Genomic DNA, 25,417 nt, shown 5'->3' on the forward strand with positions numbered 1-25,417 from the left:
TGCGCACCCGGCGTTCGCCGCGCGCGCAAACCAGACTATCGCTGCATTTCTATAAAGATCACCATGACCGCCTTGCCCGCCTGCCCCGAATGCCACTCCACCTTTACCTACGACGACGGCGCCCAGCTGAACTGCCCTGAATGCGGCCATGAATGGCAGGCTGGCAGCGCCGGCGCCGATGAAGTCAGCAGCAGCGGTGCGCGCGTCTACAAGGATGCCAACGGCGCGATCTTGCAGGATGGCGACACCGTCACCGTCATCAAGGATTTGAAACTGAAGGGCTCGGCGGGTACCGTCAAGGTAGGCACCAAGGTCAAAAATATCCGGCTGGTCGATAGCGATCACGATATCGACTGCAAGATCGATGGTTTTGGGGCCATGAGCCTGAAGACCATGTATGTGAAAAAAGTGTAATCAGCGCGCGCCTGGCCGCTGATGCCGTTCGCTCAAGCAGCATCGGGAAAGGTGGACAGGCGAACAGCTGGACAAGCGCCAGCCGCTACGGTGCTTGCAGCATGAAGCCGTGGCCGCCCCCCTACGACGGCTCGCCCCGTCCCGCCCCCTCGCGGTCATGCGGGTAATGACGCGCCAGCACAAACCGCGGCAGCCAGGCCTCGCGCCGCACCGTCCAGCTTTCATAGGTGGGCACAAACTGGTCAGGCGCATCGAAGGCTCCGAGGTTGACGATGACTTCGTCACCACTGCGGCCAAATACGGCAGAACCGCAGGTGGGGCAGAAATGGCGTGCACCGTAAGCGCGCGTTGCTCCTTCGATTTGCACGGCCTGCTGGTCAAAGATGGCCGAGGCGTGAAACAGCGCGCCATGGTGCTTGCGACAGTCGAGGCAATGGCACAAGCCCACCCGGTATGGCGCCCCGCTCGCCACAAAGCGCACCGCACCACACAGGCAACCACCGGCAGATAGTTCCATGCTATTTCTCCCCTGGCAGTCCGACCATTAAACCGCAACGGCGGCCGGCCGCGCCGGGATGGTGCGTCCCGTGATCACCGCCGGCCGCGCCAAAAACACCTCAAGCACCCGCTGCACCTGGGGAAACTCGGAAAAGCGGACCAGCTCGGCGGCCTCGTAAAAGCCCACCAGGTTGGCCACCCACGGGAACACGGCGATATCGGCGATGCTGTACGCATCTCCCAGCAGCCACTGGCGGCCCGTCAGGCGCCCTTCCAGCACGCCCAGCAGACGGCGACTCTCGCTGACATAGCGCTCGAGGGGCCGCTTGTCCTGGTAGTCTTTACCGGCAAATTTGTGGAAAAAGCCCAGCTGGCCAAACATCGGGCCGACGCCACCCATCTGCCACATCAGCCACTCGATCGCATGGTAGCGACCGACAGGGTCGGCCGGTATCAGCATGCCGCTCTTGTCGGCCAGATAGAGCAGGATGGCGCCCGACTCGAACAACGCCAGCGGCTGTCCGCCAGGACCGGCCGGGTCGATGATGGCGGGGATCTTGTTGTTGGGATTGAGCGCGATAAATTCGGGGCTGAGCTGGTCGTTGCTGGCAAAATCAATCAGGTGGGGCTCGTAGGCCAGCCCGGTTTCTTCCAGCATGATCGAGACCTTCACGCCATTGGGCGTCGGCAGCGAATAGAGCTGGATGCGCTCGGGGTGGGCGGCGGGCCACCTGCTGTTGACGGCGAATGACGACAATGCATGGTGGGGGGCGGCATCTGGCTGGCGCATGGTGGACTCCTGGAGATCGTTGGCCTTCGATTATGCGGCAAACCACGGGACGCTGCAGCCGCGCACGGGCGGGAAACTCTGTCGTCAACGTGTGCGCTTGCTGGTTTTCCCACGGTCCCCAGCCAGCCATTGAGCGCGGCGTGTGCGCCGCCGGTGCGCAGATCGCCTGCCTGTTTTTTAATCACCCCGATGCCATCGCCGCCGTGCCCGGGGAGGCCACTACAGCGCTGTTGTTTTATCCACAGAATCTGTGGGTAAGCTTCAAAAAAGACAACTTTTTTATAAAAGCCATGATTGCGTTCAACGCCGCCTGCGCACCGCACTAGTCCCTCTGCCGCGCGGGACGCCGTTGTTCCCCCATCGCATCTGTTCTAGAATGCCACACGGTGTGGCCATGACCAGGCGGTCGGGCGCGCGCGCCGCAGCGGGATTTTTCAAAGAGTCGTCCATGTTTGACTGCATTTTCTACCGGACCGGCACCACTGCGCTGGTGCTGGCATGCGCATTGGCATTGGCCAACAGCGCGCTCGCCGCCGTGCCGCCACTGCGCATCGTCGTCGACAGCAGCACTGCCATGCCGATGAGCCAGATCATCGCCGGTGAAGTCACCGAAGGCATCCACTACGACATCGGCGTGGCGCTGGCGGCCCAGCTCGGTACCCGCGCGCGGTTCACCGCGATGCCGCGCAAGCGCATCGGCGTCACGCTCGAGCAGGGCGCCGCTGACCTGTCCTGCCATTTCCTGCCATCATGGCTGCCAGGCAATTTCGACTGGACCGTGCCCTTCATGCCGAACGCCACCCTGCTCATCAGCACGATCGGCTGGCAGGCGCCGGCCAGCATCGATGCTGTACGCGGCATCCCCGTCGGCACCGTGCTGGGCTTTAATTATCCGGAGATCCAGCAGGCGCTGGGCAATGGCTTCGTCCGCGATGATGCCGTCGATGCCATGCAAAGCCTGACCAAGTTTGCTGCCGGCCGCACCCGCCACGCGCTGACGGGGGAGGTGTTCTTTTCCTACCAGCAGCGGCTGCATCCTTATTTGCTGCAGGTACACCGGCCGATCCTGGTGACCCGCTTTGCCGCCCGCTGCGCCATCTCGCGCCACGGCCGCTATTCGGCGCAGCAACTCGACCACGCCATTGGCCGCCTGCAAAAGAGCCACCAGATCGACGCTATCTACGCCAAGTATCGATAAAAGGCGATAACCCCCCAAGCGATCGCACCCCAAGCGATAGCACCCCAAACGCGCCCAGCGCATGACGACAGCTGAAAACCTTCGTTGGCCAGCGGCGCACCCGCGCTTAAGCTGGCTATCCGATGCAAAAGAAGCGCGCCCGCGCCGTCACGCCATGTCCGCCATCATCAAATTTCGACCCGGTTTTTCCATTTTGCCGTTTGACGCCCCGCTGGGCGCCGAAGTGATTGGCCTGGACGTCGGCGCGCCGCTCGACGACGACTTCGCCGCCCTGCACCAGGCGCACCTCGACCACCACGTGCTGGTGTTTCGCGATCAGCACATCAGCCCGCGCCAGCAGGTGCGTTTCAGCCGCCGCTTCGGCCCCCTGCAAATCCACGTGCTGCGGCAGTTTCAGCTGGCCAGCGATGCCGAAGTGCTGATCATCTCCAACATCCGCGAACAGGGCCGGCCGATCGGCCTGGGCGACGCCGGCCACTACTGGCATTCGGACCTGTCGTACAAGGCCGTCCCCAGCCTCGGCTCGATGCTGCACGCCCAGCAGTTGCCGCGCGATGGCGGCGACACCCTGTTCGCCAACCAGCACACGGCCTGGGAGCGCTTGCCCGACGACTTGCGCGCGGCCGTGCGCGAGACGCGCGCCGAACACAGTTACCTGGCCAAATATGCCGAGCTGCAAAAGCGCAGCCCGTGGCGGCCGAACCTGACCCAGGCGCAAATCGACGAAGTGGCGCCCGCCATCCACCCGGTGGTGCGGACCCACCCGGAAACGGGCAGGCTGGCACTATTTGTCAGCGAACACTTTACGACCCGCATCCTCGATGTATCCGCACAACGCAGCGAGCAAGTGTTGCAGGCACTGTTCGACCACAGCACCCGGGACGCGCTGGTGTACCGCCACCGCTGGCAGCCAGGCGACCTGGTGTTCTGGGTCAACCGCAGCGTGACCCACCTGGCGGGCGGTTGCCCGCCCGACCAGCGCCGCATGCTGTACCGCACCACCATCGAAGGCGATGCGCCTTTCTGACCACCACGGAACACGTTCATGACATCAAAACCTCTGCGCGCACTCGCACTCGCTGTCTGCCTGCTCGCCGGCAGCGCCCATGCCGAAGGAAAATTGCGCATCGCCGCCCAATATGGCGTGGTCTACCTGATGCTCAACGTTGCCCAGGACCAGAAGCTGATCGAAAAGCACGGCAAACGCGAAGGCATCGATATCGCCGTCGACTGGATCAAGCTCTCTGGCGGCAATGCCGCCAACGATGCCCTGCTCAGCGGCGCCATCGACATCGCCGGCGCCGGCGTCGGCCCCCTCCTGACCATCTGGGACCGCACGCGCGGGAGACAGGATGTGCGCGGGGTCGCTTCGCTGGGCAATTTTCCGTACCAGCTGATCAGCACCAATCCGGCTGTCAAGAGCATCGCCGACCTGTCCGACAAGGACCGCGTCGCCCTGCCGGCGGCGACCGTGTCAGTGCAGGCGCGCCTCCTGCAAATGGCGGCCGCCAAACAGTGGGGGATCGAGCAGTTCAAGCGCCTCGACCGCTACACCCAGTCACTGCCGCACCCGGACGCCGCTGCCGCCGTGATCGCCGGCGGCACCGAAATCAATGGCCACTTCGCCACCCGGCCCTACCAGGAGCAGGAACTGGCCGGCAATCCAAGCGCCCACATGCTCCTCGATTCGTACGAGGTGCAAGGTGGGCCCGGCTCGTCGACGGTGCTGTATGCCACTGCCAGCTATTTGAAAGACAATCCGAAGACCTACCGCGCGCTGGTGGGCGCACTGACCGAAGCGGCCGCCTTCATCAAGGCCCATCCAGAGCAGGCCGCCGACGCCTATCTGCGCGTCAATACCGTCAAGGCCGGCAGTCCCATCGACCGCGCCCTGCTGCTCAAGGTGATCAGCAACCCGAAAGTCGATTTCAAGGTGGTGCCGCAAAACACCTGGGGCATGGCCGACTTCATGACGCGCGCGGGGGCGCTGAAAAACAGGCCGGCCTCGTGGCGCGACTATTTCTTCGAGCACCCGGCGCTGGCCGCCCGCAGCTGAGATGGACGCCCCTGCCCTGCAATTAATCGCCGAGCCGCTGCTGCGCGCCAGCGCCGTCAGCAGTGATTATCGCGGCAAGGACGGCCCCGTGCGCGCCGTCCACCAGGTCAGTTTCGAGGTGTTTCGGGGCGAACGGCTGGTGCTGCTGGGGCCGTCCGGCTGCGGTAAATCGACCCTGCTCAAGGCCGTCGGCGGGTTTATTCAACCCAGCGCCGGCAGCCTGACCTTGGGCGGACGGCCGATCACGGCAGCCGGGCCCGACCGCATGGTCGTGTTCCAGGAATTCGACCAGTTGGCGCCATGGAAAACCGTCAAGGCCAACGTCATGTTCCCCATGCTGGCAACCGGTACAAAGCGCGCCGAAGCGCAGGAGCGCGCCCTGCACTGGATCGATCTGGTGGGCTTGCGCCGGGTGGCCGAGGCTTTCCCGCACACCCTGTCGGGCGGCATGAAAGCACGGGTGGCGATTGCCCCGGCGCTGGCCATGCAACCGGACATCCTGTTGATGGACGAACCGTTCGCCGCCCTAGACGCCCTGTCGCGCCGGCAGATGCAAGCGCAATTACAGGCGCTGTGGGAGGCACACCACTTCACCATGCTGTTCGTCACCCATTCGATCGAAGAAGCGCTGGTGGTGGGCCACCGCATCCTGCTGCTCTCGCCCCACCCGGGGCGCCTGCGCGCCGAGCTGGGCAGCAGCGAATTCACCCTCGCCAGCGCTGGTAGCAGCGCCTTTCAGGCCGCCGCTGCCCGCATCGACCGGCTGCTGTTCGCGGCACCGCCCGATGGCGCCGCCGCGCCAGTCCAGGGCGCCGGCGTGCTGCACAACGCGGTGTTGTCATGAGCTGGCAGCCGCCCGTGCGCGCCGACATCGAATATGTCTTGCCGCCGTGGCGCGCGGCTGTTGCCAGTGAGCAGGTGGCGCCAGCGCTGACACGGGTGCGGCGCACGCTGACGTGGGCTATGGAGCAGGCGTGGCTGCGCAAGAGCGTGCTGCTGCTGGTGCTGGCGCTGCTGTGGGAAGCGCTGGCGCGCTGGTACAACAATGATTTGCTGCTGCCGGGCTTTCTGCAAACGGCGCGCGCGCTGGCCGACGCCGTCGCCTCGGGTGAAATCATTGGCTATCTGCGGGTGTCGCTGGCGGTGCTGCTCACCGGTTACGGCGCCGGCATCGCCTGCGCCTTCGCGCTGACGGCGCTGGCGATGGCGTCGCGCATCAGCCGCGACCTGCTGGAAACGGCCACCGCCATGTTCAACCCGCTGCCGGCGATCGCCCTGCTGCCGCTGGCGCTGCTGTGGTTCGGCCTCGGCCACGGCAGCCTGGTATTCGTGCTGATGCACGCGGCGACCTGGCCGCTGGCGCTGGCGACCTACGCCGGCTTTCGCAGCGTGCCCGAAACGCTGACCCTGGCCGGGCGCAATTACGGCCTGCGCGGCCTGCGCCTGGTCTTGCAAATCCTGGTGCCGGCGGCGCTGCCGGCCATTTTGGCGGGACTGAAAATCGGCTGGGCGTTTGCCTGGCGCACCCTGATCGCCGCCGAGCTGGTATTTGGCACCACCTCTGGCAAGGGCGGCCTCGGCTGGTATATTTTTCAGAGCCGCAACGAGCTCTACACGGACAAGGTGTTTGCCGGCCTGGCGGCGGTGATCGTGGTGGGCCTGGTGGCCGAACAGGTGGTGTTTCAGGTGCTGGAAAAAATTAGTATTCGCCGCTGGGGCATGCAGCGCTGACGACTGTGGAACGCCGTGGTAAGGGTGATTCAGTCGCGCGGCTCGGTTCGGATGTTTCGTCTATACTCGGCAAAATCCGGGCCTGGCGCGACCTTGGACGCTTGGACGCGCTGACCCGCCACCACCGTTACCGTTACATTTCTGCGCATGAATACTGCAAACAAGGCGACCCGCGGGAGCAGCACCCGCATGTCGACCGGCATCGCCGGCCTCGACGACATTCTCTGCGGTGGCCTCACCGCCCACCGTGTCTACCTGGTGGAAGGCGCGCCTGGCACCGGCAAAACCACGCTCGGTCTGCAGTTTTTGCTCGACGGCGTCAAGGCCGGTGAGTCGGGCCTGTACATCACCCTGTCGGAAACGAGCGACGAACTCGGCGCCGTCGCCCACAGCCACGGCTGGAGCATCGATCCCCTGCACGTGTTCGAACTGGCCACCGACGATGCGCTCGATCCCGAATCGCAGCAATCGGTGTTTCACCCATCCGAAGTGGAACTGGGCGAGACCACCCAAAGCGTGATGGAAATGGTCGACCAAATCAAGCCGGCGCGGGTGGTGTTCGACAGCCTGTCGGAAATGCGCCTGCTGGCCCAAAATCCCCTGCGTTACCGGCGCCAGATCCTCGCCCTCAAGCAGTTTTTTGCGTCGCGCCAGTGCACCGTCCTGCTACTCGACGACAAATCGAACCTGGCCGACCAGCACTTGCACAGCATTGCCCATGGCGTCATCAGCCTCGAGCAGATCGCCCAGGAATTCGGCAAGGAACGGCGGCGCTGCAACGTCATCAAAATGCGCGGCATTAAATTTCGCGGTGGCTACCACGATTACCTTTTAGAGACAGGCGGTATCCGCATGTTTCCCCGCCTGGTGGCCAACGAGCACGCTGCCAGCTTCGTCGCCCGCGTCAGCAGCACCGGTTCAAGCGGTCTCGACGGTCTGTTGGGCGGCGGTCTGACTGCCGGCACCAATACCCTCATCGCCGGTCCGTCCGGCATCGGCAAGACCAGCATGGCGGTCAGCTGCGTGCTGGCCGCCCTCGAACGGGGCGAACACGCCGCCTTCTATCTGTTCGATGAAGGACTGGCCACCTTCCACATCCGCGCCGAAGCGCTGGGCATGGACGTGCAAGCCTACATCGCCAGTGGCCAACTGAATATCTTTCATATTGATCCGGCCGAACTGTCGCCCGGCGAATTCGCCCAAAAGCTGCGCGACGCCGTCGAGCTGTCCCACGTCAGTTTTCTGGTCATCGATAGCCTCAATGCTTACCTGCAATCGATGCCGGGCGAGCAATACCTGATTCTGCAAATGCACGAGCTGCTGTCGTATCTGAACCAGAAAGGCGTGACCACCATGATGCTGCTGGGCCAGCACGGCTTGATCGGCGAAGTGCGCTCTGACATCGATTTGAGCTACCTGAGCGACAGTACCGTGCTGCTGCGTTTTTTCGAGTCGAATGGCCGCCTGCGGCGCGCCGTCACCGTGATGAAAAACCGCACCGCCGAGCACGCCCTGACCATCCATGAACTGCAGCTGGGACCGAGCGGGCTGGTGATCGGCGAACCGCTGCTGGGCTTTGAAGGTGTATTGACCGGCCTGCCCACCTACCGCGGTGCGACGCCCATGATCGAGTTGACGCCGACATGATCAGCAGCAAGGATGAAGAGCGCATCCTGATCCTCTCGCCTTGGGGCCGCGACGGCGAAGTCATGCGCGCCGCCCTGCAGCGCGAGGGATTTCACTGCGACTTGCTGGCGCACTTCGATGCGCTGGCAACGCGCATCCGCGCCGGCGCCGGCGCGGCCCTGGTCACCGAGGAAGCGCTGCACCAGGTCGACCTGCGCGCGCTCGGTGGTTTTCTGGCCGAGCAGGAATCGTGGTCCGATTTCCCCTTCGTCGTGCTGGTATCGAAGCGGGTGGCGCACGACAGCGAGCCGGCGCGCAATGCCTTGAGCGAGCTGGGCAATGTAATCCTGCTCGAGCGCCCCCTCAATGCGCGCACCCTGCACAGCGCCATGGCGTCGGTGATGCGGGGACGGCGCCGCCAGTACCAGGCGCGTGACGTGCTGGCCGACCGCACCCGCACCGCCGAGCGCCTCAGCCGCAGCCAGGCCGAACTGATGCGCCTGAACGAAACGCTGGAAGCACACATTTCTTCACGCACGCGCGAACTGGCCCAGGCCAATGACCGCCTGACCAATGAAATGTTCGAACGCGAGCGGGTCCAGCAAGCGATGGTGCAACTGCAAAAAATGGAAGCGGTGGGCCGGCTGACGGGCGGCATCGCCCATGATTTTAATAACCTGCTCAACGTCGTCCAGGGCAGCATGGACTTGATCTTGATGCTCTCGAACGACGATGGCGCCAAGCGCCGCGCCGAAGTGGCACGGCGCGCGTGCGAACGGGGCGCCAAGTTGACCAGCCAGTTGCTGGCGTTTTCACGCAACCAGACGCTCAACCTGCGGCCGGTCGCCGTCAACGCCATTTTCGACGGCGTGCGCGAACTGGTGGCGGCCTCGCTGGGTTCGCGGGTGGCGCTGTCGTTTGCCGTCGAACCATCGGCTGGCCACGTGTTTGCCGATGCCAACCAGATGGAAATGGCCTTGCTCAACCTCGCCATCAATGCACGCGACGCCATGCCCGACGGTGGTCAGCTGCGCTTTTGCGCCGCCGCGCGCGCCGCACCGGCCGGCTTGCTGGGCGCCGGTGAGTATGTGCGCTTTGCCGTCACCGACAGCGGCAGCGGCATGACAGCGGACGTGGCCAGCCGCGTGTTCGAGCCCTTTTTTACCACCAAGGAAGTAGGGCAAGGCACGGGGCTGGGCTTGTCGCAGGTGTACGGCATGGCGGCGCAGTCGGGCGGCGCCGCCCGCGTGCAAAGCGTGCCGGGACTGGGCACCACGGTGGAAATCTGGCTGCCGTGCGCGGCGCCGCCGGGCCGCGACGACGCCGTCGGCGACGCCCTGGCACCCCCGCCGCATGCGGGCGCGCGCCTGCTGCTGGTCGAGGACGACGACTCGGTGCGCCAGCTGATGGCCGAGTCGCTCGAAGCGATCGGCTACGCGGTGACCCAGGCCGCCGATGGCGAAACGGCACTCGACCTACTGCGCCAGCGGCGCCCCGACCTGTTGATCACCGACTACCTGATGCCCGGCATGACGGGGGCCGAACTGATGCAAAAAGTACGCGCCCAGGCGCCCGACCTGCCGATGATCATCGCCACCGGCTACGCCGACATGAAGGCCATCGAGCAGGTGATTGGCGCGAACCAGTTGCTGCGCAAGCCGTTTCCGCTGGCGGAGCTGGCGGCGACGGTGGCGCGGGCGCTGGATTAGTCACACAAAAGTGAAAACCTACTTTGGTGTGGATTGAAGTGAGAAGCGAAGGTTTGAACCGGCTTACAGGCGAAAAGATAGTCAGGTGGAAATCACTGGCGGAGCCAGATGATGTCCAAGGGGAACGAAAACCCGCGTCGGATCTGACGTCGCCCCGGTTGCTTGGGATGCCACCCGTCAGGTGGAAATCACTGGCGCTGTCAGATGATTTCCAGGGGGACAAAAACCCGCGTCGGGTCATCTGTCGCCTCGTTAGCTGGGGACGCCCCCCAGGGGGAGTGGCACCGGCGGGGTGACTGTGCCGATGTTGCCCTGCCCCAGCGCTGTGCGCGTTTGCGCTTTATACTGTTTCTGTATAAATTATGATCAACCTTAATTAAGTCAATTACCCTTGAAGCGTCTTACTCCCCTTGCCGTCATTGCCGCCACCTGTGTGCTGGCGCTCCTGTATTTCGGTCGTGATGTGCTGCAGCCGATTGCCCTCGCCTCGATCCTCAGCCTGATGATCGCGCCGCTGGTGCGCCAGCTGCGCCGGCGCGGGCGGCTGGGGCAGATGCCGGCCACGCTGGTGGCGGTGCTGATCGCTGCCTGTACCGTCGCTGCCATTGGCACCGTGCTGGCCTTTCAGCTGGCGGCGGTGGCGGGCGACTTGCCGAAATACCGCGCGGCCATTCGCACCAAGATCGAAAAAATGCGCGAAGTGACCGAGCGGCCATTCGCCCGCCTGGAAGCCGAACTCAATTCGGTCTCGCCAAGCACACCCGTGCCTGCCTCCGTGCCGGCGGCGACGACCAAAAAAGGCGTGCCGCCACCGCCGCTCGTACTCAACCCTTCACAACCGGTGCCGGTCGAAATCCGCGCGCCCAAGGTCACCACCAAGGACGCCATCATGCGCGTCGTTGCCTACGCCTGGGGGCCGGTGGGGGAAGCGGGCATCGTGCTGGTCTTGCTGATCTTTATTTTGCTGGAACACGATTCGCTGCGCGACCGCCTGGTGATGTTCGCCGGCCAGTCCGAACGGCGCCGCACCATCAAGGCGCTGTCAGACGCTACCGCCGGCATCTCGCGCTTTTTCTTTTCCCAGCTGGTGGTCAACGTCACCTTCGGCGTCGTGCTGGGCGCCGGCCTGTGGGTAGCCGGCATTCCGCACGCCGCCGTGTTCGGCGCGCTGGCGGCCATGCTGCGCTTCGTACCCTATCTTGGCGTGATGATCGCCGCCGCTGCCATGACCCTGTTCGTCGCCGCCATCGATCCCGGCTGGCAGCTGGCTGTCTCGTGCCTGGCCCTGTTCCTGGTCATCGAGGTGGTGGTGGCGCACGGCGTCGAACCGAAGGTGTACGGCCGCAGCGCCGGCATGTCGCCGCTGGCGATCATTATTTCGGCACTGTTCTGGGCCGCCATCTGGGGCCCGATCGGGCTGCTGCTGTCGACCCCGCTGACCCTGTGCCTGGTGGTGGCCGGCCGCCATGTGCGTGCACTGGAAACCTTCTCTACCCTGCTGGGCCACACCACCAGCATGAGCGCGGCCGAGCGCATCTACCAGCGCTTCCTGCTGGGCGACACCCGCGCCATCCTGGCCGACGCCCGCACCTATCTGCGCCATTCCAGTTTCGCCCGCTATTGCGATCAAATTCTGCTGCCCGGCCTGGTGCTGGCGGTCAGTGACCATGAGCTGGGCCAGACCGACGAAGTGCAGGAAAAGCGCGTGCGCGCCACCATCGCCGAAGTGGCCGCCACCCTCACGCCTGTCTCGAGCGCACCGAACCGGCGCGCGCGCCGGCGCGACGTCTCGCTGCTCGATGCCAATGTCGGCGCCCATCTGCGCCAGATGCGCGAAGCGCGCCTGGGCCGCTGGCAAGGCTCGCTCGACGTCGCCGCCCACTCGGTGGTACTGTGCGTCGGCTTGCCGTCCGAACGCGACGATCTGCTCACCGAATTACTGGTGCGATCGCTACGCGAAGTGGGCGTCGATGCCCGCAGTGTCACCGCCACCATCCCCCGTGAGGCGCCGGAAAACCGCCGCACCGACCTGGTCTCGACCATCTTCCTGGCCTACCCTGCCGCCGACGCCATCGAACAGTGGCTGGTGGCAGCGCACGAAATGCGCAGCGGCTTGCCGCACGCCCTGCTGGCCACCATCCGCCTGCCGTTCGATGAAGACACCCCGCACCAGGCCATCGTCGATGCCCAGGTCGACATGGTGCTGCGCTCGTTCGAAGAAGGCCTGGCCTTTGTGCTGCCTGACGAAAAAGCCAAAAAGCGCGGTGCGGTCCCGGTGGCGATGGCGGCAGCAGCATGACGGCGCCAGTTTCTCTGCAGCGCGCGGCGCGCACCAAGGCCAACACCGGCAGTGCGCGGGTGGGGGTGCTGGTGGGCGTGCTGCTGTGCGCGCTGCCACTGGCGTGGTGGCTGCTGCGCACGGCGCCGGCCGCCCCGGCGCTTGGGGTCGGCACGGGTATCCCGGTGGCGGCGACGGCCGCTGAGCTTGCCACCAGCGTCGCCGCCGGCCGCCGCGTGTTTGTATCGCTGTGCTCGTCCTGCCACCAGATCGGCGCCAACGCCGCCGCCGGCTTCGGCCCGCAACTGACGGGCGTGGTCGGACGCGCGGCTGGCGCCACCACCGACTACGCTTATTCACCGGCCATGAAAGGGGCGCATCTGTTATGGACCGAGCAAAACCTGGCCGCCTACCTGCGCGATCCCGGCAACGTGGTACCCGGGACCCGCATGCGCCTGTGGGGACTGAGCGACGATGAAAAGATCGCCAACCTGCTCGCTTATCTGCGCTCGGTAAAATAGTCGCCGGCCAGCAGGCGCCCGCGCTCGCCGGCGTCGATGGTGACGGGGTCGTAGCGCTCGACAATGGCGGCGGCGCGGGCGATTTGTGCAGTGCCGCTGGCGATCAGCGCCAGTAAATAGCGCGTCGGCGGCGCAGCAGCACTGCGCACAATGTCGGCACTGGGAAAGCCGGCAGCGAGCAGCGCCGTTTGCGCGTCCCTGGCGTGCACACGGTCCTTGAACAGGGCAATGATGGTGTGCTCCACGGTATGCCTCCCCATGTGTGATCGATCAGGATTTTTATGGTAATCGCATGACGGCGCTTACTCGTTAGGAATCGGCTGAATAGGGTGTAGGAGAATCTCCCACCGTCTTACACTTGACCGACGTAACTGCCAGACAAACGACGGCGACGCCATGCCAGGATTTCTTCCATTACAGCGAACGCAAGCGTGCCACCCATGCAAATTCGTCCCGACGACCTCAGCGATCCCGCCATCCACGCCCTGCTCGACGAGCATCTGCGCAGCATGCATGCGCAATCGCCGGCCGGCAGCGTGCACGCGCTCGACCTCGAGCGCTTGCGCGATCCGTCGATCAGCTTCTGGTCGGCATGGGACGGCAGCACCCTGCTCGGCTGCGCCGCCCTGCGTGAACTCGACCGGCAACACGCTGAAATCAAGTCGATGCGCACCCCTGCGGCGCGGCGCCGGCAGGGTGCCGGCAAGGCCCTGCTGACCTACCTGATCGGCGAGGCGCGGCGCCGCCAGTACCGCCGCCTGAGCCTGGAAACCGGCGCCCAGGACGCCTTTGCACCGGCGCGCACCCTGTATGCGAATGCCGGCTTTGTGGCGTGCGGCCCGTTCGGCGATTACCAGCTGGACCCCAACAGCGTGTTCATGACGCGCACGCTGTAGCGCCAGCGCCCGTTTGGCAAGATGGCCAGCCGACCTGTTTGGCTAAAAAGTAAAAAATGCAAACGACGCCGCTCGCGGCCGTGGCCTGCCAAGCGCGTCACCTGGCGCAGCGTCCGGCGGCCGCTGGCAGGCCAATCGCCGGCCCCATCAGCGTCCCGGCGAGCCAGTGACGCAGCGGCGGCAAACTGGTGGACGACACCGGCACCACCATCGGCACTCTTGTTGCCAGCGTGCACACGGTGATTGGCATCATGGTCTGACCCTGGCCGCCTGGACAGCCAGCCCTCGAACGGCCAGCGCTACTTGTGCAGCATGTCGCGGATACGCTGGGCCAGCTGTTCGCGCTGGTAGGGTTTGCTCAGCAGTTGGACGCCCTCGCCCAGCCGGCCGCCGACGATCAAGGCATTGCGCGTGTAGCCGGAAGTAAATAACACGGCCAGCTGCGGCAGCAGCTGCTGCGCCTTCTCGGCCAGCTCGGTGCTGCTAACCGGCCCCGGCATGACGACATCGGAAAACAGCAGGTCGATCGCGCTGCCCGAGCGCGCCGCTGCCTGCAGCACCGCCAGGCCGGCGGCGCCATTGGCGGCGTCGAGCACGCGGTAGCCGAGGCCTTCGAGGGTGCCGACCACGCTGGCACGCACCGCCTCGTCATCTTCCACCACCAGGATCGTTTCATCGCCACCATGCACCGTCACTGGCGCCGTCAGCAGCGCCGGCGCCGGCGCCAGGCGTGAACGCGGCAGGAAAATTTCGATGGTGGTGCCGTGCCCGGCCTGGCTTTCGAGGCGAATATGGCCGCCACTTTGCTTGACGAAGCCGTACGCCATCGACAGGCCCAGGCCAGTGCCATGGCCGACCGGCTTGGTAGTAAAAAACGGTTCGAAAGCGTGTGCCATGACGTCTGCGCTCATGCCGCAACCGCTGTCGGACAGGCGCAGGCGCAGGTATTCGCCGGGCGCAATATCGGCCATGTGGTGCGCTTCGTTCAAGCCCAGCACGGTGTTCCGGATGTCGACCAGGAAGGTGCCGCCGCCCGGCATGGCATCGCGCGCATTCAAGGCCAGGTTGAGGAACACATTTTCCAGCTGGCCCGCATCGACGAACACATTCCACAGGTCGGCATCGTGGCGGTACTCGATGACGATCTGTTCGCCCAGCGCGCGCTGCAACAAATCATCGCGGTCGCGCAGCACACGCAGCGGTTCAAGCGCACTCGGCTGCAGCGGCTGGCGGCGCGCAAACGCCAGCAGCTGCGACGACAGCTTGGCCCCTCGCGCCACCGCCGCGCCGATGCTGGTCAAGCGCTGGCGCAGCTGGACGGCGCTGGGCACGAATTGCTGCAACAGCTGGACATTGCCATTGATGATCTGCAGCACATTATTAAAATCATGGGCGATCCCGCCAGTGAGTTTGCCGACCGCTTCGAGCTTTTGCGCGTGACTCAAGGCCTGGCGCGCTTCTTCGAGGGCAACCGAGCGCTCGGCCGCAGTGCGTTCGGCGGCCTTGCGGTCGGAGACGTCGCGGATAAAGGCGCTGACGGCGAACTGGCTGCCTTCCGGAAAAGCGGCGAGCGCCAGTTCGGCCGGCACCAGCCGGCCCGAGCGGTGCAAGGCGGTCACCTCCCTCACATTCGTGCGTAACCTGCCGTGGCCGCTGGCGATGAAGCGGGCGAAGCCGGCGTGATGGTGGGCGCGCTGCTCGGCGGGGATGATCAGTTCGGCGAGCGGGCGTCCCACCGCCTCGGCGCCGCTCCAGCCGAACATCCGCTCGGCGCTGGCGTTCCAGTCAGTGATGATGCCATCGGCACCGATGGCGATGAAGGCATCGTGCGAATGCTGCAGGATGACGTTGAAGCGGTGCTGCTGCTGGGCCAGCTGCTGGTTGACCAGCCGCATGGCGTTTTCCGCTTCCTTGGCGCGCGTGATGTCGGTATGGGTGCCGATCAGTCGCAAGGGGCGGCCATCGCGCTCGAAGGTGACGGCCATGCCACGCCCCAGGATCCAGCGGTAGCTGCCATCGCGCCCACGCATGCGGTATTCGCAGGCATAGGCGGCACTGCGCTGCTCGACGTAGGCGTCGAGGGTGGCGCGCACGCGCACGGCGTCGTCCGGATGCAGCAGGGTTTGCCAGGTATGGGGGCTGTCGACCAGCTCATGGTCGGCGTAACCGAGCATGCTTTTCCACTGCTTGGAATAAGTGGCGGCGTCGGCTGCGCGGTCCCAGTCCCAGACGCCGTCGCCGGCGCCCTCGAGCGCATACTTCCAGCGAAATTCGCTCTCGCTCAATTGCTCCGTCATGGCAGTGGCCAGGTTGAGCGCGCGCCGGCGGCCGCTGCCCAGTGCCAGCACCAGCATCGCCAGCAGGGTCGAGGCAACGGCGCCGCCGATGGCGATCCAGGCGGCGCCGTTGGTGGCCAGGCGCGCTTCGAGCTGCGCGGTCGAGCCGATATCGACGGTCCAGCGTGCCCCGCCCACGCGAATCTCGCGCACGCTGCGGTAATGCGCCGTGAAGCGCGCCGGCTGGGGATTGGCGCCGTCCGTCGTGTAGAGCAGCGTATCAGTACCCATGCCGGCGCCATCGTAGATCGCCAGCGTCACCTCGGGCGAACGCTCGCCTCCGAGGCCCGCCATCAAGTCATCCATGCGAAACGGCGCCCCCACCCAGCCGAGCAGGCTGGCGCGCCGTTGCGCCAGCGTGGCGGTGGCGGCGCCGCGCTGGTAGACCGGCAGGTACATGACGAAGCCGGACTGGACATCGCGGCCATTTTCCTGGATCAGGCGCACCTTGCCGGAGGCGGCCGCCTCGCCGCTGTCGCGCGCACGCTCCATGGCGGCGCGGCGGATCGGCTCGGTGAGCATGTCGAAGCCCAGCGCCCGCAGGTTCAGGCCGGTGAACGGCTCGATATGGGTGATCGAAGAGTAGACCGGCCGCGCGCCGCCCGGCTTGATGTCATAATCGGCGGCACCGTCGGCGCGCATGGCCGCAACGTGGGCAGCGCGGGCGGCGGCCGGCACCAGCCGCACCAGCGCCAGGCCCTGGATGCCGGGAAAGCGCTGCTGCAGGCCGATGGCATCGACATACAGGCGGAAATCGGCGCGCTGCACCTCCATTTTGCCCAGCAAAAAACCGACGGTATCGCGCTCGACCTGTTCGTAGGTGGCCATGCGCTGCTCGAGGCTGCGCAGGGTGCGGCGCGCCTGCACATCGAATTCGGATTGGCGGTTGCGTTCGATTTGACGTTCAGCCACTTGCCACAGGCTGAAGGTGGCCGCCAGCGCCAGCGCAAAGACGATCAGCGCCAGCGCCTCGGCCTGACGCAGGCGCCAGCGCGCGCCGGGCGCGGCGCGCGGGCGGCGCGCGCTAAAGCGGGACGAGGATGGCGTTGGCGTTGGCAGCGGCGGCGGTCGACTTGAAAACATGGGTGCACGTACAAGCCGCGCTGGCGGCGCCGCGTTGGAAAAGGCCCTATATTAACAAACTAATTCAGCAAATTAATTCAGCAGGCACACTAAGATTAGTTCTCATTAACAATGCCTCGCTCCAGCGGGCGTGCAGGACCGCTCAGGGGGTGAGCACCACCTTGCGGCAGTCATCCTCTTTCTTGTCGAACATGCTGTAGCCGGCCGCTGCATCGCGCAGTTTCATGCGGTGCGAAATGATGGCGTTGGGATGCAGTTTGCCCGCATCGATCGCTTCAAGCAAGGTCGGCATGTGCTGTTGCACATGGGTCTGGCCAGCCTTGAAGCCAATGCCCTTTTCGAACACATCGCCGAACAGAAAGCCGTGGATAAAACCGGCATACACGCCGGGCACGCTGACCATGCCGCCGCGCCGCACGGCGGCGATACACTGGCGCAATGCCTTGCCGCTGCTGCCTTCAAGCTTGAGGTCGGTGAGGATGGTTTCCAGTTTGCTGCCCTTCGCTTCAAAGCCGACCGCATCGACGACGCCATCGACGCCGCGCCCATCCATCGCCTGCAAAATAAAATCGGCAGCATCGCCGTCATCGAAATTGAACGGCACCACGCCATAGGTCTGGACGGCGAAATCGAGTCGGTATTGATTATGATCGACCATGAAAATGCGCTCGATGCCCAGCATGCGCGCCGCTGCTGCCGCCATCAGGCCCACCGGGCCGGCACCAAAAATGGCCAGGCTGCCGCCCCGCTGCACGCCGGTGTTGAGCACCGCCTGGTAGCCGGTCGGCAGAATGTCGCTGAGGAACAGCACCTGTTCATCAGCGAGGTTATGGGGAATCTTGATGGGGCCCACATTCGCTTTCGGCACCCGCACATACTCGGCCTGGCCGCCGGGGATACCGCCATACATATGGCTAAAGCCGAACAGCGCAGCGCCAGAGCGCAGGCTCTTTTTGTTCATGATGGTGCCGCGGTCGGGATTGGTGGTTTCGCAGGCGGAAAACAACTGCATGTCGCAAAAGAAGCAGCTGCCGCAGGCGATCACGAAGGGCACCACCACGCGGTCGCCCCTGGCCAGGGTGGTCACGCCCTTGCCCACGTCGACCACCTCGCCCATGAATTCATGGCCGAGAATGTCGCCACTATGCATGGCCGGAATTTTGCCGCGATACATGTGCAGATCGGAGCCGCAGATGGCTGTTGCCGTCACCTTGAGCAAAATATCATCGTCGCGCTGCAGCACGGGGTCGGGCACATTGTCGACGCGCACATCCATGGCGCCGTGGTAGGTCAACGCTTTCATCTTTACTATCCTTTGGTGAGCAGTGAGGGATCACAAAGGGTAGCAAACGGCGCCAGAAACGCTTGCCGGCGCTCGACCACTGATGACGTAGGAATTGCCTCACAACGTTGTTGCGAGGCACTTTTTGGGCTGTCAGCCTGCTGCGGCCAGCTGGCGCGCGTTGACCCCGCGGCTGACCTGGCGGGCCAGCAAGGCGGCCACCGCGGTGGTGCATACCACCACGTATCCGACCTGCTCAAAGCCTTGCAGACGGCCATCGGCGCCACTGCGGACCAGGTGGCCGGCAATGACGGCAGCGCTGCCGCCGGCGAGTTGCTGGATCGACGCGCTGATGGCATTGAAGGAGCCGCGCATGTGCAGCTCGGGCACCGCGCTGGCCAGCGCCTGGTAGGGAATCATGCGTGAAAAAATGCCGACGAACATGATGACGTTGACCGCCACTACCGCCAGCATGGGCACCGTCGACAAATGGGTATAGATGATCACCATGATGCTGGTGAGCGCACTGCCAGCGTAGAACACTGGCATCTTGCCGCAGGCATCGGCCGCCTTGCCAATCAGCGGACCGGCGACGATGGTGCACAGGCCGGTGATCAAATAAATGGTGGGCAAGTGCTCGAGCGGCACTCCGAGGTTATTGACCGTAAACACGCTACTAAAAGGCATCAGCATGAAACCGCCCGTGGTCAACAGCGCAGTGGTGGCAAACGCCGCCAGGTGGCGGCGCTGGCTGACTGTTTGCAGCAGGTGGCGCAGCGCATTGCGTTCGAGCTTGCCGTCGAGGTGGCCGACCACCGGCTGCAGACGCCAGGCCAGCACCACGCCGCCGATCAGGCCGACCGCCACCATCATGTAAAACGGCGCATGCCAGTCCCATTGGTTGGACAGGTACAGGGCCACCGGGATGCCGAGCACCTGGCTGGCCGAAAAGGCGGTCTGGATCACCGCCATCACCCGCCCGCGCAAGGCGGGGGCGAACAGGTCGGTGGCAATGGCCAGCACCACCGAGCCGATCACCCCGCCAAACAGGCCGGTGACGATGCGCGCCGCCAGCAGCGAATGAAATGACTGCGCCAGGCCACACCACAGCGTGCCCGCCAGAAAACCGACATAAAAAAACAGCAAGAATTTTTTGCGGTCGAAGCGGTCCGCAAAGCCCGCTGCCAGCAAGCCGCTGATGCCGGCACTAAACGCGTAGGCCGAGACAATCATGCCAAAGCGCGCCGGGCTGATGGTCAGGGCCGGCATGATGACGGCGCCCAGCGGCGCCATTACCATGAAGTCGAGAATCACCGCAAATTGCAGGAAGGCCAGCAGGCCGGCGGTGAATTTTTGGTAAGACGTGAAGCGGACGGCTGCGGCAAGGGCGGCTGTAGGGGGAGTCGGTGTCGATGCTGCGGGGGGCGTCGCGGACATGAATGGTCTCGATGATTGCAAACCGAGAAAATAGCAGATATCAGGCAACGGCGCAGACCCGCAGCAAGACGCTCAAGGCAGCCAGCGATGCTTGCCGGCGCCCAGCAAAGCGGCGCGGGTGACGTCATGCTCGAGGCGTTCGAGCCACCAGGCCAGCGCCCTGCCCTGGCTGCTGCGCGCGGGCGCTGCTTGCCAGACGGCACAAAACTGCATCACATGGGGCGCGCGCAGCAGCTCCCTGGCCACCAGGCTGCCATTGCCCAGGTAAGGCCGGGCGTAGGTTTCCGGCAAAAAGCCGACACCGAGGCCGCGCAACTGCGCATCGATTTTGCTGCGCATGTCAGAGACGGTAAACACATCTTGCCCGGGTAACACTGCCACGGTCAGGCCGCCGCCCCGCTCGACCGAATCGGCGAGGGCAACGGCGCGGTGCTGGCGGATTAGCTCGTCGCTGAGCGGTTCTGCCGCCGCTGCCAGCGGGTGTTGCGGGGCGACGGCGAACACGAACGGCACCTCGCCCAGCAGCCGGTGCGGCAAACCGGCCGGCAGCCGCGCATCGATGGCCACCCCCAGCGCCAGGTCGGCCTGGCCGGACGTGAGCGCCGCCAGCGTGCCCGACAGGGTTTCCGTGCGCAGCCGCAAACGGGTCGGCGGCTGCAGGGCGAAAAACGCTTCGCACAGCTCCAGCATCGGCAAGCGGTCGATGACGCTGTCGACGGCAATGGTCAGCTGCGCCTCCCAGCCGGTGGCGACCCGCTTGACCCGGTTGGCCACTGCGTCGATGTCGGCCAGCAAGCGCTGGCCCTCGTGCAGCAGCGCCTTGCCCGCATCGGTCAGGCGCGCCTGGCGCGAGGCGCGGTCGAACAGCAGCACGTCGAGCGCTTCCTCGACCTGCCGCACCCGATAGGTCAAGGCGCTGGGCACCATATTGCCGGCCCGGGCGGCAGCGGCAAAGCTGCCGCTGTCGGCGATCGACTGCAGCATGGCCAGGGTGGCGGGGGTCAGGACATCGCGGGCGGTAGACATCAGCATTCCGATCATTCAAATTATTTGAATGATGCCATCAATCGGGCGCGCCTGCGCGGCAACTTCGGCGCGCCATAATGGTGCCATTGAAGCGTTCAACCATTCACCCCAGGGAGCACACCATGATCACCATTCGTCATTCGCAAGAGCGGGGCCAGGCCGATTTCGGCTGGCTGAAAAGCCAGCACTCGTTTTCCTTCGGCGAGTACTACGATGCCAATCACATGGGTTGGGGCAATCTGCGCGTAATTAATGAAGACAAGGTCACGCCCGGCGCCGGTTTCGGCAAGCACGGCCACAAGGACATGGAAATCATCTCGTACGTATTGTCCGGCGAGCTGGCGCACCAGGACAGCATGGGCAACGTCAAGACCATTCCGCCGGGCGACGTCCAGCGCATGAGTGCCGGCAGCGGCGTGGTGCACTCAGAATTTAATCATGCGGCCGACCAGACCACCCACTTCCTGCAGATCTGGATCCAGCCTAACCTCAAGGGCATCGCCCCCAGTTACGAACAGAAAAGCTTCGCCAGCGCCGACAAGCGCGGCGCCCTGCGCCTGGTCGGTTCGCCCGACGGCGCCGACGGCTCGGTCAAGCTGCATGCCGATGCGGCCATGTATGCCGGCCTGTTCAATGGTGACGAGCACGCCGCCGTGACGCTGGCCGCTGGTCGCAAGGGCTATGTGCACGTGGTGCGCGGCGCCATCGAGGTCAACGGCCACCCGCTCAAGGAAGGCGACGCCGCCCTGCTCGAGCAGGAATCGCAAGTGATGCTGGCCAAGGGCGTCGAGGCCGAAGTCATCGTGTTCGATCTGGCCCCGTAAATCGTCACGGCGGCGCACCGGCCCCTTGCAAATACCGGATATTCGATGTTTGCAAGGGCGCGCGTTAGAGCGGGATCAAATCAACCTCGTCTCTGACCTGACATTCTGCAAATTAGCTCGCTTCATTACCGGGAGAACTTGCATGAATACCGCCAACGGTACCGCCAACGGCAACACCAATGCCGGCCCAGCCGCAGCGGCAGCCGGACAGACCCCCGTCCACAGCGCCCATCTGGGCGACTCTGCCGCCATCACCATCACCATCAACACCGTCACCGTCAGCGACGGCACCATTATTGCCTACAAAGACTGGGGACGCGGCAAGCCGGTGGTGTTCAGCCATGGCTGGCCACTGCAGGGCGATGCATGGGAAAACCAGATGCTGTTCCTGGCCATGCACGGCTACCGCGTGGTGGCGCACGACCGCCGCGGCCACGGCCTGTCGAGCCAACCGTGGGACGGCAACGACATGGACACCTACGCGGACGATCTGGCTACCCTGCTCAACGCGCTCGACCTCGACGACGTCACCCTGGTCGGCCATTCCACTGGCGGCGGCGAAGTGGCGCGCTATCTGGGCCGCCATGGCAGCAGCCGGGTGGCACGCGCCGTGCTGGTCGCTGCCGTAACGCCGCTGTTGCTAAAAACACCGGACCATCCCCTCGGCGTGCCCATCGAAGCCTTCGATGGCATCCGCACCGCCGTGCTGGCGGACCGCTCGCAGTACTTCAAAGAATTGAGCGCGCCCTTCTATGGCGCCAACCGCCCCGCCAGCAAGGTCTCGCAAGGCTTGCGCGATACCTTCTGGGCCCAGGGCATGCAGTGCGGCATAAAGAATGCCTATGATTGCATCAAGCAGTTTTCCGAGACCGATTTCACGGCCGACCTGCGCAACATCGATGTCCCCACCCTGATCATCCACGGCAGCGACGACCAGATTGTGCCGATCGACGCCACCGCCCGCCTGTCTGCCACGCTGATCCCGCACGCCACCTTGACGGTCTACGACGGCGCCCCGCACGGCTTGCCGGCCACCCACAAGGAGCGCCTCAATGCCGACCTGCTGGCGTTTTTGCAAAGTCCGGTAGCGGCGCAGGCCTGAAGCCGGTAGCGCCGCCAGCGCCGCGCTGACGGCTGGGCTGGTGGTGGCGGCGTCAGCGCAACAGTTCGAGCGTCAGCGCAACAGTTCGAGTGTCAGCTCCCAGCGCGCGCGCCAGTCGTCGAGGCAGGCATGCGAACGGAAGGCAGCGCTCAGGCGCGGCAGCGGTACACGGTACAAGTCGTTCAAGCCCAGCGCCAGGGTTACCGGGTTCCACAAGGCCAGCTTGGGCGACTTGCGGGCACTGCCCTTGACGCGGGCACCATCGTCGCCGAACACGCCAAGTGCCTCGCTCATGGCCTTGTCGAGATCAATTTTTACCAGCGGCGCAAACGCTGCCAGCACGTCGTGGCGGCCGATTCCGGCTTGCGATTCCTTTGCCGCTGGCGGCGCTGCCACTGGCACTGGCACGGCGGCACGCGCCAGCGCGGCGGGCAGGCGCTCGATATCGCGCTGCTGAAACAGCAGCGCCGCAAGCGGCCGCCGCAGGCCGCCGGGCGGCAGCACGGCGACGATTTTATACACATCTTTGGTGCGGGTGATCAGCACGTCATCGCTGCCGGCGACCAGTCGGGCGATGTCATCCTGGTAAAAAATCGGCGCCGCGTAACCACCGTTGGCCTCGCCGAACAGCTCGGCGAGACTGGCATCGTAGTCGAGCCAAACGTAAGGCGTCAGGTGGGCGAGCAGGCGGGCCAGATCCCACTGGTCGCCCGTCTGCGCTGCCAGCCAGGCGCAGGCCTGCTCAGTGCTGGCGCGAAACGGCAGCGCTGCAGCTGTTGCCGCTGATGCTGATCCTGATGCTGATGCTGATGCTGATGCTGGCAGGACGTTCGACGGTGGTGGGGCTGGCTGGGTCATGGGGGCGGCATCGGCTGGTAAGAGCGCAATTATCGCCGATCGCCGATCGCCGCGCCCTCGGCGGACCGTTTTCTCAGGAAGCGCGCAGCAGCGCCGGCGCCCGTGCCGGTCGGGCAGCTGGCACCACCGCCGCGCCCCGCTTGCCGGCAAGCTGAAACTGCTGCACCACCGTCTCCAGCGACGCCGCCTGTTCCTGCAAGGCAGCGGCGGCGGCGGCCGCCTGTTCCACCAGCGCAGCGTTTTGCTGGGTGGTGGCATCCATCTGGATCACCGCCTGGTTGATCTGGGCAATGCCGATACTTTGCTCATCGCCGGCCAGCATGATGTCGGCCATCAGGCGGCTGACATTGGCGACACTGGTCACCACTTCTTGCATGGTGGCGCCGGCCTTGCCGACCAGCTCGCCGCCGGCATCGACCTTGGCCACGGAGGTGGTGATCAAGCCCTTGATTTCCTGGGCGGCGGCGGCGCTGCGCTGGGCCAGGTTGCGCACTTCCGATGCCACCACTGCAAAGCCACGTCCCTGTTCGCCCGCGCGCGCCGCTTCGACGGCCGCATTGAGGGCCAGGATATTGGTTTGAAAGGCGATGCCATCGATGACGCCGATGATGTCGACGATGCGCCGCGACGAGTCATTGATGTCGCTCATGGTATCGACCACCCGGGCCACCAGGGCGCCGCCGCGACCGGCAATCTCGGAAGCGTCTTTGGCCATGTCGTTGGCTTCGCGCACATTGTCGGCGTTGTGGCGTACGGTGGCCGTCAACTGTTCCAGCGATGAGGCGGTTTGCTCCAGGTTGCCTGCCTGGTGTTCGGTACGCTGCGACAGATCCATATTACCCACTGCAATTTCCTCGGTGGCGGTGGCAATCGCCAGGCTGCCGGCGCGCACCTGGGCCACCGTGTCGGCCAGCTGGTCGCGCATCGCCTGCAAGCCCCTGAGCATGGTGCCCATTTCATCGTTGCGGCCAATCTCAATGAGCGTCGACAAATCACCGCGCGCCATCGCAGTGAAGTGAGCGTTGGCCTGGCGCAGGGGCAGCATGATGGCGCGCAGCAGAGTGGCGCCCGACCAGATCATGATGACGGCAGCGATCACCACCATGGTCAGCGCCAGCGTCACGGCACGCTGATAGGTCTGCTGAGTCCGCTTAAAATTGACGCTCGCATCGTCCAGCTGGAATTGATCAAGTTTGAGCGCGGCATCGTTGTACTTGCCGAAATAGCCCGTCAATTTTTTTTGCATGAAGGCATCTACCTGCGCCGCATCTTTGCTCTCGATCGCTTTCGCCAGCCCCAGCAGGCCATCGTTGATGTAGGCGGCGCGGGCGGCGCCCGCCACCTTGGCCAGCGCGTCTTCGACGCTATCGCGCGGCAGTGCCAGGTAGGCGGCCCACTCTTTGTCGGAACCGGCGGTAAATTCGCGCGCCCGCGCGAGCGTCGCGTCGATTTGCGGATCGTCGATTTTCAAAGCAGCGCGATCGAGCGTAAACCGGGTACGGGCGAGAAAATTGTTTGAACGGGAGATGGCCGAAGCGGACGGCATCTGGTTGGTAAATATGTCAGACAAGGCGGCATTGCTGCTACGCATGCCGATGATGCCGACCACGCTGACGGCGGCGATCAGCACGGCAAGGATCAACATAGTCGATACCAAGCGCGCTTGCAGGGATATATTTTTGAACATGGTTCTTCCATACGCGGCGCACGGCCGGGCCGGCGCGGCAAACACTGACAGGGCAGTAAATTGAA

The 25,417-nt window shown here is 64.9% G+C and carries 23 protein-coding genes; 13 read left to right on the plus strand and 10 right to left on the minus strand.

The window, feature by feature from the left end:
* Nucleotides 1–63 precede the first annotated feature (63 nt).
* Nucleotides 64–414, plus strand: a complete 351-nt coding sequence (locus ACP7BZ_RS15105) for a zinc ribbon domain-containing protein YjdM (protein ID WP_426114538.1) — start codon at nt 64–66, stop codon at nt 412–414.
* Between the two features lie 121 nt (nt 415–535).
* Here ACP7BZ_RS15105 and ACP7BZ_RS15110 read toward each other — a convergent pair whose 3' ends face one another.
* Nucleotides 536–931: a GFA family protein gene (locus ACP7BZ_RS15110; RefSeq protein ID WP_426114540.1), complete on the minus strand. Its 396-nt coding sequence runs from the start codon at nt 929–931 to the stop codon at nt 536–538.
* A gap of 27 nt (nt 932–958) precedes the next feature.
* The gene (locus ACP7BZ_RS15115) at nt 959–1,702 is read right to left on the minus strand and encodes a glutathione binding-like protein (RefSeq protein ID WP_426114542.1); all 744 of its coding nucleotides are present in this window, start codon (nt 1,700–1,702) and stop codon (nt 959–961) included.
* 448 nt (nt 1,703–2,150) lie between these two features.
* Between ACP7BZ_RS15115 and ACP7BZ_RS15120 the strand changes: the two genes are divergently transcribed.
* From ACP7BZ_RS15120 to ACP7BZ_RS15160, 9 genes are all read left to right on the plus strand, one after another.
* Nucleotides 2,151–2,900, plus strand: a complete 750-nt coding sequence (locus ACP7BZ_RS15120; RefSeq protein WP_426114544.1) for a substrate-binding periplasmic protein — start codon at nt 2,151–2,153, stop codon at nt 2,898–2,900.
* A 154-nt stretch (nt 2,901–3,054) separates the two neighbouring features.
* Entirely contained in the window at nt 3,055–3,927 is an 873-nt protein-coding gene (locus tag ACP7BZ_RS15125) for a TauD/TfdA dioxygenase family protein (protein WP_426114546.1), read from the plus strand.
* 18 nt (nt 3,928–3,945) lie between these two features.
* Nucleotides 3,946–4,956 carry an ABC transporter substrate-binding protein gene (locus ACP7BZ_RS15130; protein ID WP_426114548.1) on the plus strand — a complete coding sequence of 337 codons (1,011 nt, stop codon included), beginning with the start codon at nt 3,946–3,948 and terminating at the stop codon, nt 4,954–4,956.
* Nucleotide 4,957: 1 nt separating this feature from the next.
* The gene (locus ACP7BZ_RS15135) at nt 4,958–5,800 is read left to right on the plus strand and encodes an ABC transporter ATP-binding protein (RefSeq protein WP_426114550.1); all 843 of its coding nucleotides are present in this window, start codon (nt 4,958–4,960) and stop codon (nt 5,798–5,800) included.
* Nucleotides 5,797–6,687 (plus strand): ABC transporter permease, encoded by an 891-nt coding sequence (locus ACP7BZ_RS15140; RefSeq protein WP_426114551.1) that lies wholly within the window; start codon nt 5,797–5,799, stop codon nt 6,685–6,687. Before ACP7BZ_RS15135 ends, ACP7BZ_RS15140 begins: the two co-directional genes overlap by 4 nt.
* A 147-nt stretch (nt 6,688–6,834) precedes the next feature.
* Nucleotides 6,835–8,334 carry an ATPase domain-containing protein gene (locus ACP7BZ_RS15145; protein WP_426114553.1) on the plus strand — a complete coding sequence of 500 codons (1,500 nt, stop codon included), beginning with the start codon at nt 6,835–6,837 and terminating at the stop codon, nt 8,332–8,334.
* Nucleotides 8,331–10,022: a response regulator gene (locus ACP7BZ_RS15150; protein WP_426114555.1), complete on the plus strand. Its 1,692-nt coding sequence runs from the start codon at nt 8,331–8,333 to the stop codon at nt 10,020–10,022. The genes ACP7BZ_RS15145 and ACP7BZ_RS15150 overlap by 4 nt, the downstream gene beginning before the upstream one ends.
* A 391-nt stretch (nt 10,023–10,413) precedes the next feature.
* Nucleotides 10,414–12,321 (plus strand): AI-2E family transporter, encoded by a 1,908-nt coding sequence (locus tag ACP7BZ_RS15155; RefSeq protein WP_426114557.1) that lies wholly within the window; start codon nt 10,414–10,416, stop codon nt 12,319–12,321.
* Nucleotides 12,318–12,821 carry a c-type cytochrome gene (locus ACP7BZ_RS15160; protein ID WP_426114559.1) on the plus strand — a complete coding sequence of 168 codons (504 nt, stop codon included), beginning with the start codon at nt 12,318–12,320 and terminating at the stop codon, nt 12,819–12,821. Before ACP7BZ_RS15155 ends, ACP7BZ_RS15160 begins: the two co-directional genes overlap by 4 nt.
* On the opposite strand, the gene ACP7BZ_RS15165 is transcribed toward ACP7BZ_RS15160, so the two are convergent.
* The gene (locus ACP7BZ_RS15165; protein ID WP_426114561.1) at nt 12,800–13,066 is read right to left on the minus strand and encodes a hypothetical protein; all 267 of its coding nucleotides are present in this window, start codon (nt 13,064–13,066) and stop codon (nt 12,800–12,802) included. The two genes, ACP7BZ_RS15160 and ACP7BZ_RS15165, sit on opposite strands and share 22 nt — an antisense overlap.
* Before the next feature lie 195 nt (nt 13,067–13,261).
* Here ACP7BZ_RS15165 and ACP7BZ_RS15170 point away from each other — a divergent pair, with 195 nt between their 5' ends.
* Nucleotides 13,262–13,717: a GNAT family N-acetyltransferase gene (locus ACP7BZ_RS15170; RefSeq protein ID WP_426114563.1), complete on the plus strand. Its 456-nt coding sequence runs from the start codon at nt 13,262–13,264 to the stop codon at nt 13,715–13,717.
* Between the two features lie 97 nt (nt 13,718–13,814).
* Here the strand turns inward: ACP7BZ_RS15170 and ACP7BZ_RS15175 are convergent, their stop codons facing one another.
* From ACP7BZ_RS15175 to ACP7BZ_RS15195, 5 genes are all read right to left on the minus strand, one after another.
* The gene (locus ACP7BZ_RS15175; protein ID WP_426114565.1) at nt 13,815–13,970 is read right to left on the minus strand and encodes a hypothetical protein; all 156 of its coding nucleotides are present in this window, start codon (nt 13,968–13,970) and stop codon (nt 13,815–13,817) included.
* A 46-nt stretch (nt 13,971–14,016) separates the two neighbouring features.
* Nucleotides 14,017–17,136, minus strand: a complete 3,120-nt coding sequence (locus tag ACP7BZ_RS15180) for a CHASE domain-containing protein (protein ID WP_426114567.1) — start codon at nt 17,134–17,136, stop codon at nt 14,017–14,019.
* A gap of 142 nt (nt 17,137–17,278) precedes the next feature.
* The gene (locus ACP7BZ_RS15185) at nt 17,279–18,439 is read right to left on the minus strand and encodes a zinc-dependent alcohol dehydrogenase (RefSeq protein WP_426114569.1); all 1,161 of its coding nucleotides are present in this window, start codon (nt 18,437–18,439) and stop codon (nt 17,279–17,281) included.
* Between the two features lie 132 nt (nt 18,440–18,571).
* Nucleotides 18,572–19,855 carry an MFS transporter gene (locus ACP7BZ_RS15190; protein WP_426114571.1) on the minus strand — a complete coding sequence of 428 codons (1,284 nt, stop codon included), beginning with the start codon at nt 19,853–19,855 and terminating at the stop codon, nt 18,572–18,574.
* Between the two features lie 72 nt (nt 19,856–19,927).
* Nucleotides 19,928–20,881 (minus strand): LysR family transcriptional regulator, encoded by a 954-nt coding sequence (locus ACP7BZ_RS15195; RefSeq protein ID WP_426114573.1) that lies wholly within the window; start codon nt 20,879–20,881, stop codon nt 19,928–19,930.
* A 122-nt stretch (nt 20,882–21,003) separates the two neighbouring features.
* Here ACP7BZ_RS15195 and ACP7BZ_RS15200 point away from each other — a divergent pair, with 122 nt between their 5' ends.
* Together ACP7BZ_RS15200 and ACP7BZ_RS15205 are read left to right on the plus strand one after the other, a co-directional pair.
* Nucleotides 21,004–21,705 carry a pirin family protein gene (locus ACP7BZ_RS15200; protein ID WP_426114575.1) on the plus strand — a complete coding sequence of 234 codons (702 nt, stop codon included), beginning with the start codon at nt 21,004–21,006 and terminating at the stop codon, nt 21,703–21,705.
* Between the two features lie 262 nt (nt 21,706–21,967).
* Nucleotides 21,968–22,807, plus strand: coding sequence for an alpha/beta fold hydrolase (locus ACP7BZ_RS15205; protein ID WP_426114764.1), 840 nt, complete (start codon nt 21,968–21,970; stop codon nt 22,805–22,807).
* 72 nt (nt 22,808–22,879) lie between these two features.
* Here the strand turns inward: ACP7BZ_RS15205 and ACP7BZ_RS15210 are convergent, their stop codons facing one another.
* Both ACP7BZ_RS15210 and ACP7BZ_RS15215 read right to left on the minus strand, forming a co-directional pair.
* Nucleotides 22,880–23,665, minus strand: a complete 786-nt coding sequence (locus tag ACP7BZ_RS15210) for a hypothetical protein (RefSeq protein WP_426114577.1) — start codon at nt 23,663–23,665, stop codon at nt 22,880–22,882.
* Nucleotides 23,666–23,738: 73 nt separating this feature from the next.
* Nucleotides 23,739–25,352, minus strand: a complete 1,614-nt coding sequence (locus ACP7BZ_RS15215) for a methyl-accepting chemotaxis protein (protein WP_426114579.1) — start codon at nt 25,350–25,352, stop codon at nt 23,739–23,741.
* Nucleotides 25,353–25,417 lie beyond the last annotated feature (65 nt).

Source organism: Massilia sp. PWRC2, assembly GCF_049896725.1.
Lineage (GTDB): Bacteria > Pseudomonadota > Gammaproteobacteria > Burkholderiales > Burkholderiaceae_D > JAFCUW01.

Excerpts from the sequence above, each read along its gene's own strand:
- ACP7BZ_RS15105 (WP_426114538.1), top strand. The coding sequence starts at position 64 with ATGACCGCCTTGCCCGCCTGCCCCGAATGCCACTCCACCTTTACCTAC.
- ACP7BZ_RS15110 (WP_426114540.1), bottom strand. The coding sequence starts at position 931 with ATGGAACTATCTGCCGGTGGTTGCCTGTGTGGTGCGGTGCGCTTTGTG.
- ACP7BZ_RS15115 (WP_426114542.1), bottom strand. The coding sequence starts at position 1,702 with ATGCGCCAGCCAGATGCCGCCCCCCACCATGCATTGTCGTCATTCGCC.
- ACP7BZ_RS15120 (WP_426114544.1), top strand. The coding sequence starts at position 2,151 with ATGTTTGACTGCATTTTCTACCGGACCGGCACCACTGCGCTGGTGCTG.
- ACP7BZ_RS15125 (WP_426114546.1), top strand. The coding sequence starts at position 3,055 with ATGTCCGCCATCATCAAATTTCGACCCGGTTTTTCCATTTTGCCGTTT.
- ACP7BZ_RS15130 (WP_426114548.1), top strand. The coding sequence starts at position 3,946 with ATGACATCAAAACCTCTGCGCGCACTCGCACTCGCTGTCTGCCTGCTC.
- ACP7BZ_RS15135 (WP_426114550.1), top strand. The coding sequence starts at position 4,958 with ATGGACGCCCCTGCCCTGCAATTAATCGCCGAGCCGCTGCTGCGCGCC.
- ACP7BZ_RS15140 (WP_426114551.1), top strand. The coding sequence starts at position 5,797 with ATGAGCTGGCAGCCGCCCGTGCGCGCCGACATCGAATATGTCTTGCCG.
- ACP7BZ_RS15145 (WP_426114553.1), top strand. The coding sequence starts at position 6,835 with ATGAATACTGCAAACAAGGCGACCCGCGGGAGCAGCACCCGCATGTCG.
- ACP7BZ_RS15150 (WP_426114555.1), top strand. The coding sequence starts at position 8,331 with ATGATCAGCAGCAAGGATGAAGAGCGCATCCTGATCCTCTCGCCTTGG.
- ACP7BZ_RS15160 (WP_426114559.1), top strand. The coding sequence starts at position 12,318 with ATGACGGCGCCAGTTTCTCTGCAGCGCGCGGCGCGCACCAAGGCCAAC.
- ACP7BZ_RS15170 (WP_426114563.1), top strand. The coding sequence starts at position 13,262 with ATGCAAATTCGTCCCGACGACCTCAGCGATCCCGCCATCCACGCCCTG.
- ACP7BZ_RS15175 (WP_426114565.1), bottom strand. The coding sequence starts at position 13,970 with ATGATGCCAATCACCGTGTGCACGCTGGCAACAAGAGTGCCGATGGTG.
- ACP7BZ_RS15180 (WP_426114567.1), bottom strand. The coding sequence starts at position 17,136 with ATGTTTTCAAGTCGACCGCCGCCGCTGCCAACGCCAACGCCATCCTCG.
- ACP7BZ_RS15185 (WP_426114569.1), bottom strand. The coding sequence starts at position 18,439 with ATGAAAGCGTTGACCTACCACGGCGCCATGGATGTGCGCGTCGACAAT.
- ACP7BZ_RS15190 (WP_426114571.1), bottom strand. The coding sequence starts at position 19,855 with ATGTCCGCGACGCCCCCCGCAGCATCGACACCGACTCCCCCTACAGCC.
- ACP7BZ_RS15195 (WP_426114573.1), bottom strand. The coding sequence starts at position 20,881 with ATGTCTACCGCCCGCGATGTCCTGACCCCCGCCACCCTGGCCATGCTG.
- ACP7BZ_RS15200 (WP_426114575.1), top strand. The coding sequence starts at position 21,004 with ATGATCACCATTCGTCATTCGCAAGAGCGGGGCCAGGCCGATTTCGGC.
- ACP7BZ_RS15210 (WP_426114577.1), bottom strand. The coding sequence starts at position 23,665 with ATGACCCAGCCAGCCCCACCACCGTCGAACGTCCTGCCAGCATCAGCA.
- ACP7BZ_RS15215 (WP_426114579.1), bottom strand. The coding sequence starts at position 25,352 with ATGTTCAAAAATATATCCCTGCAAGCGCGCTTGGTATCGACTATGTTG.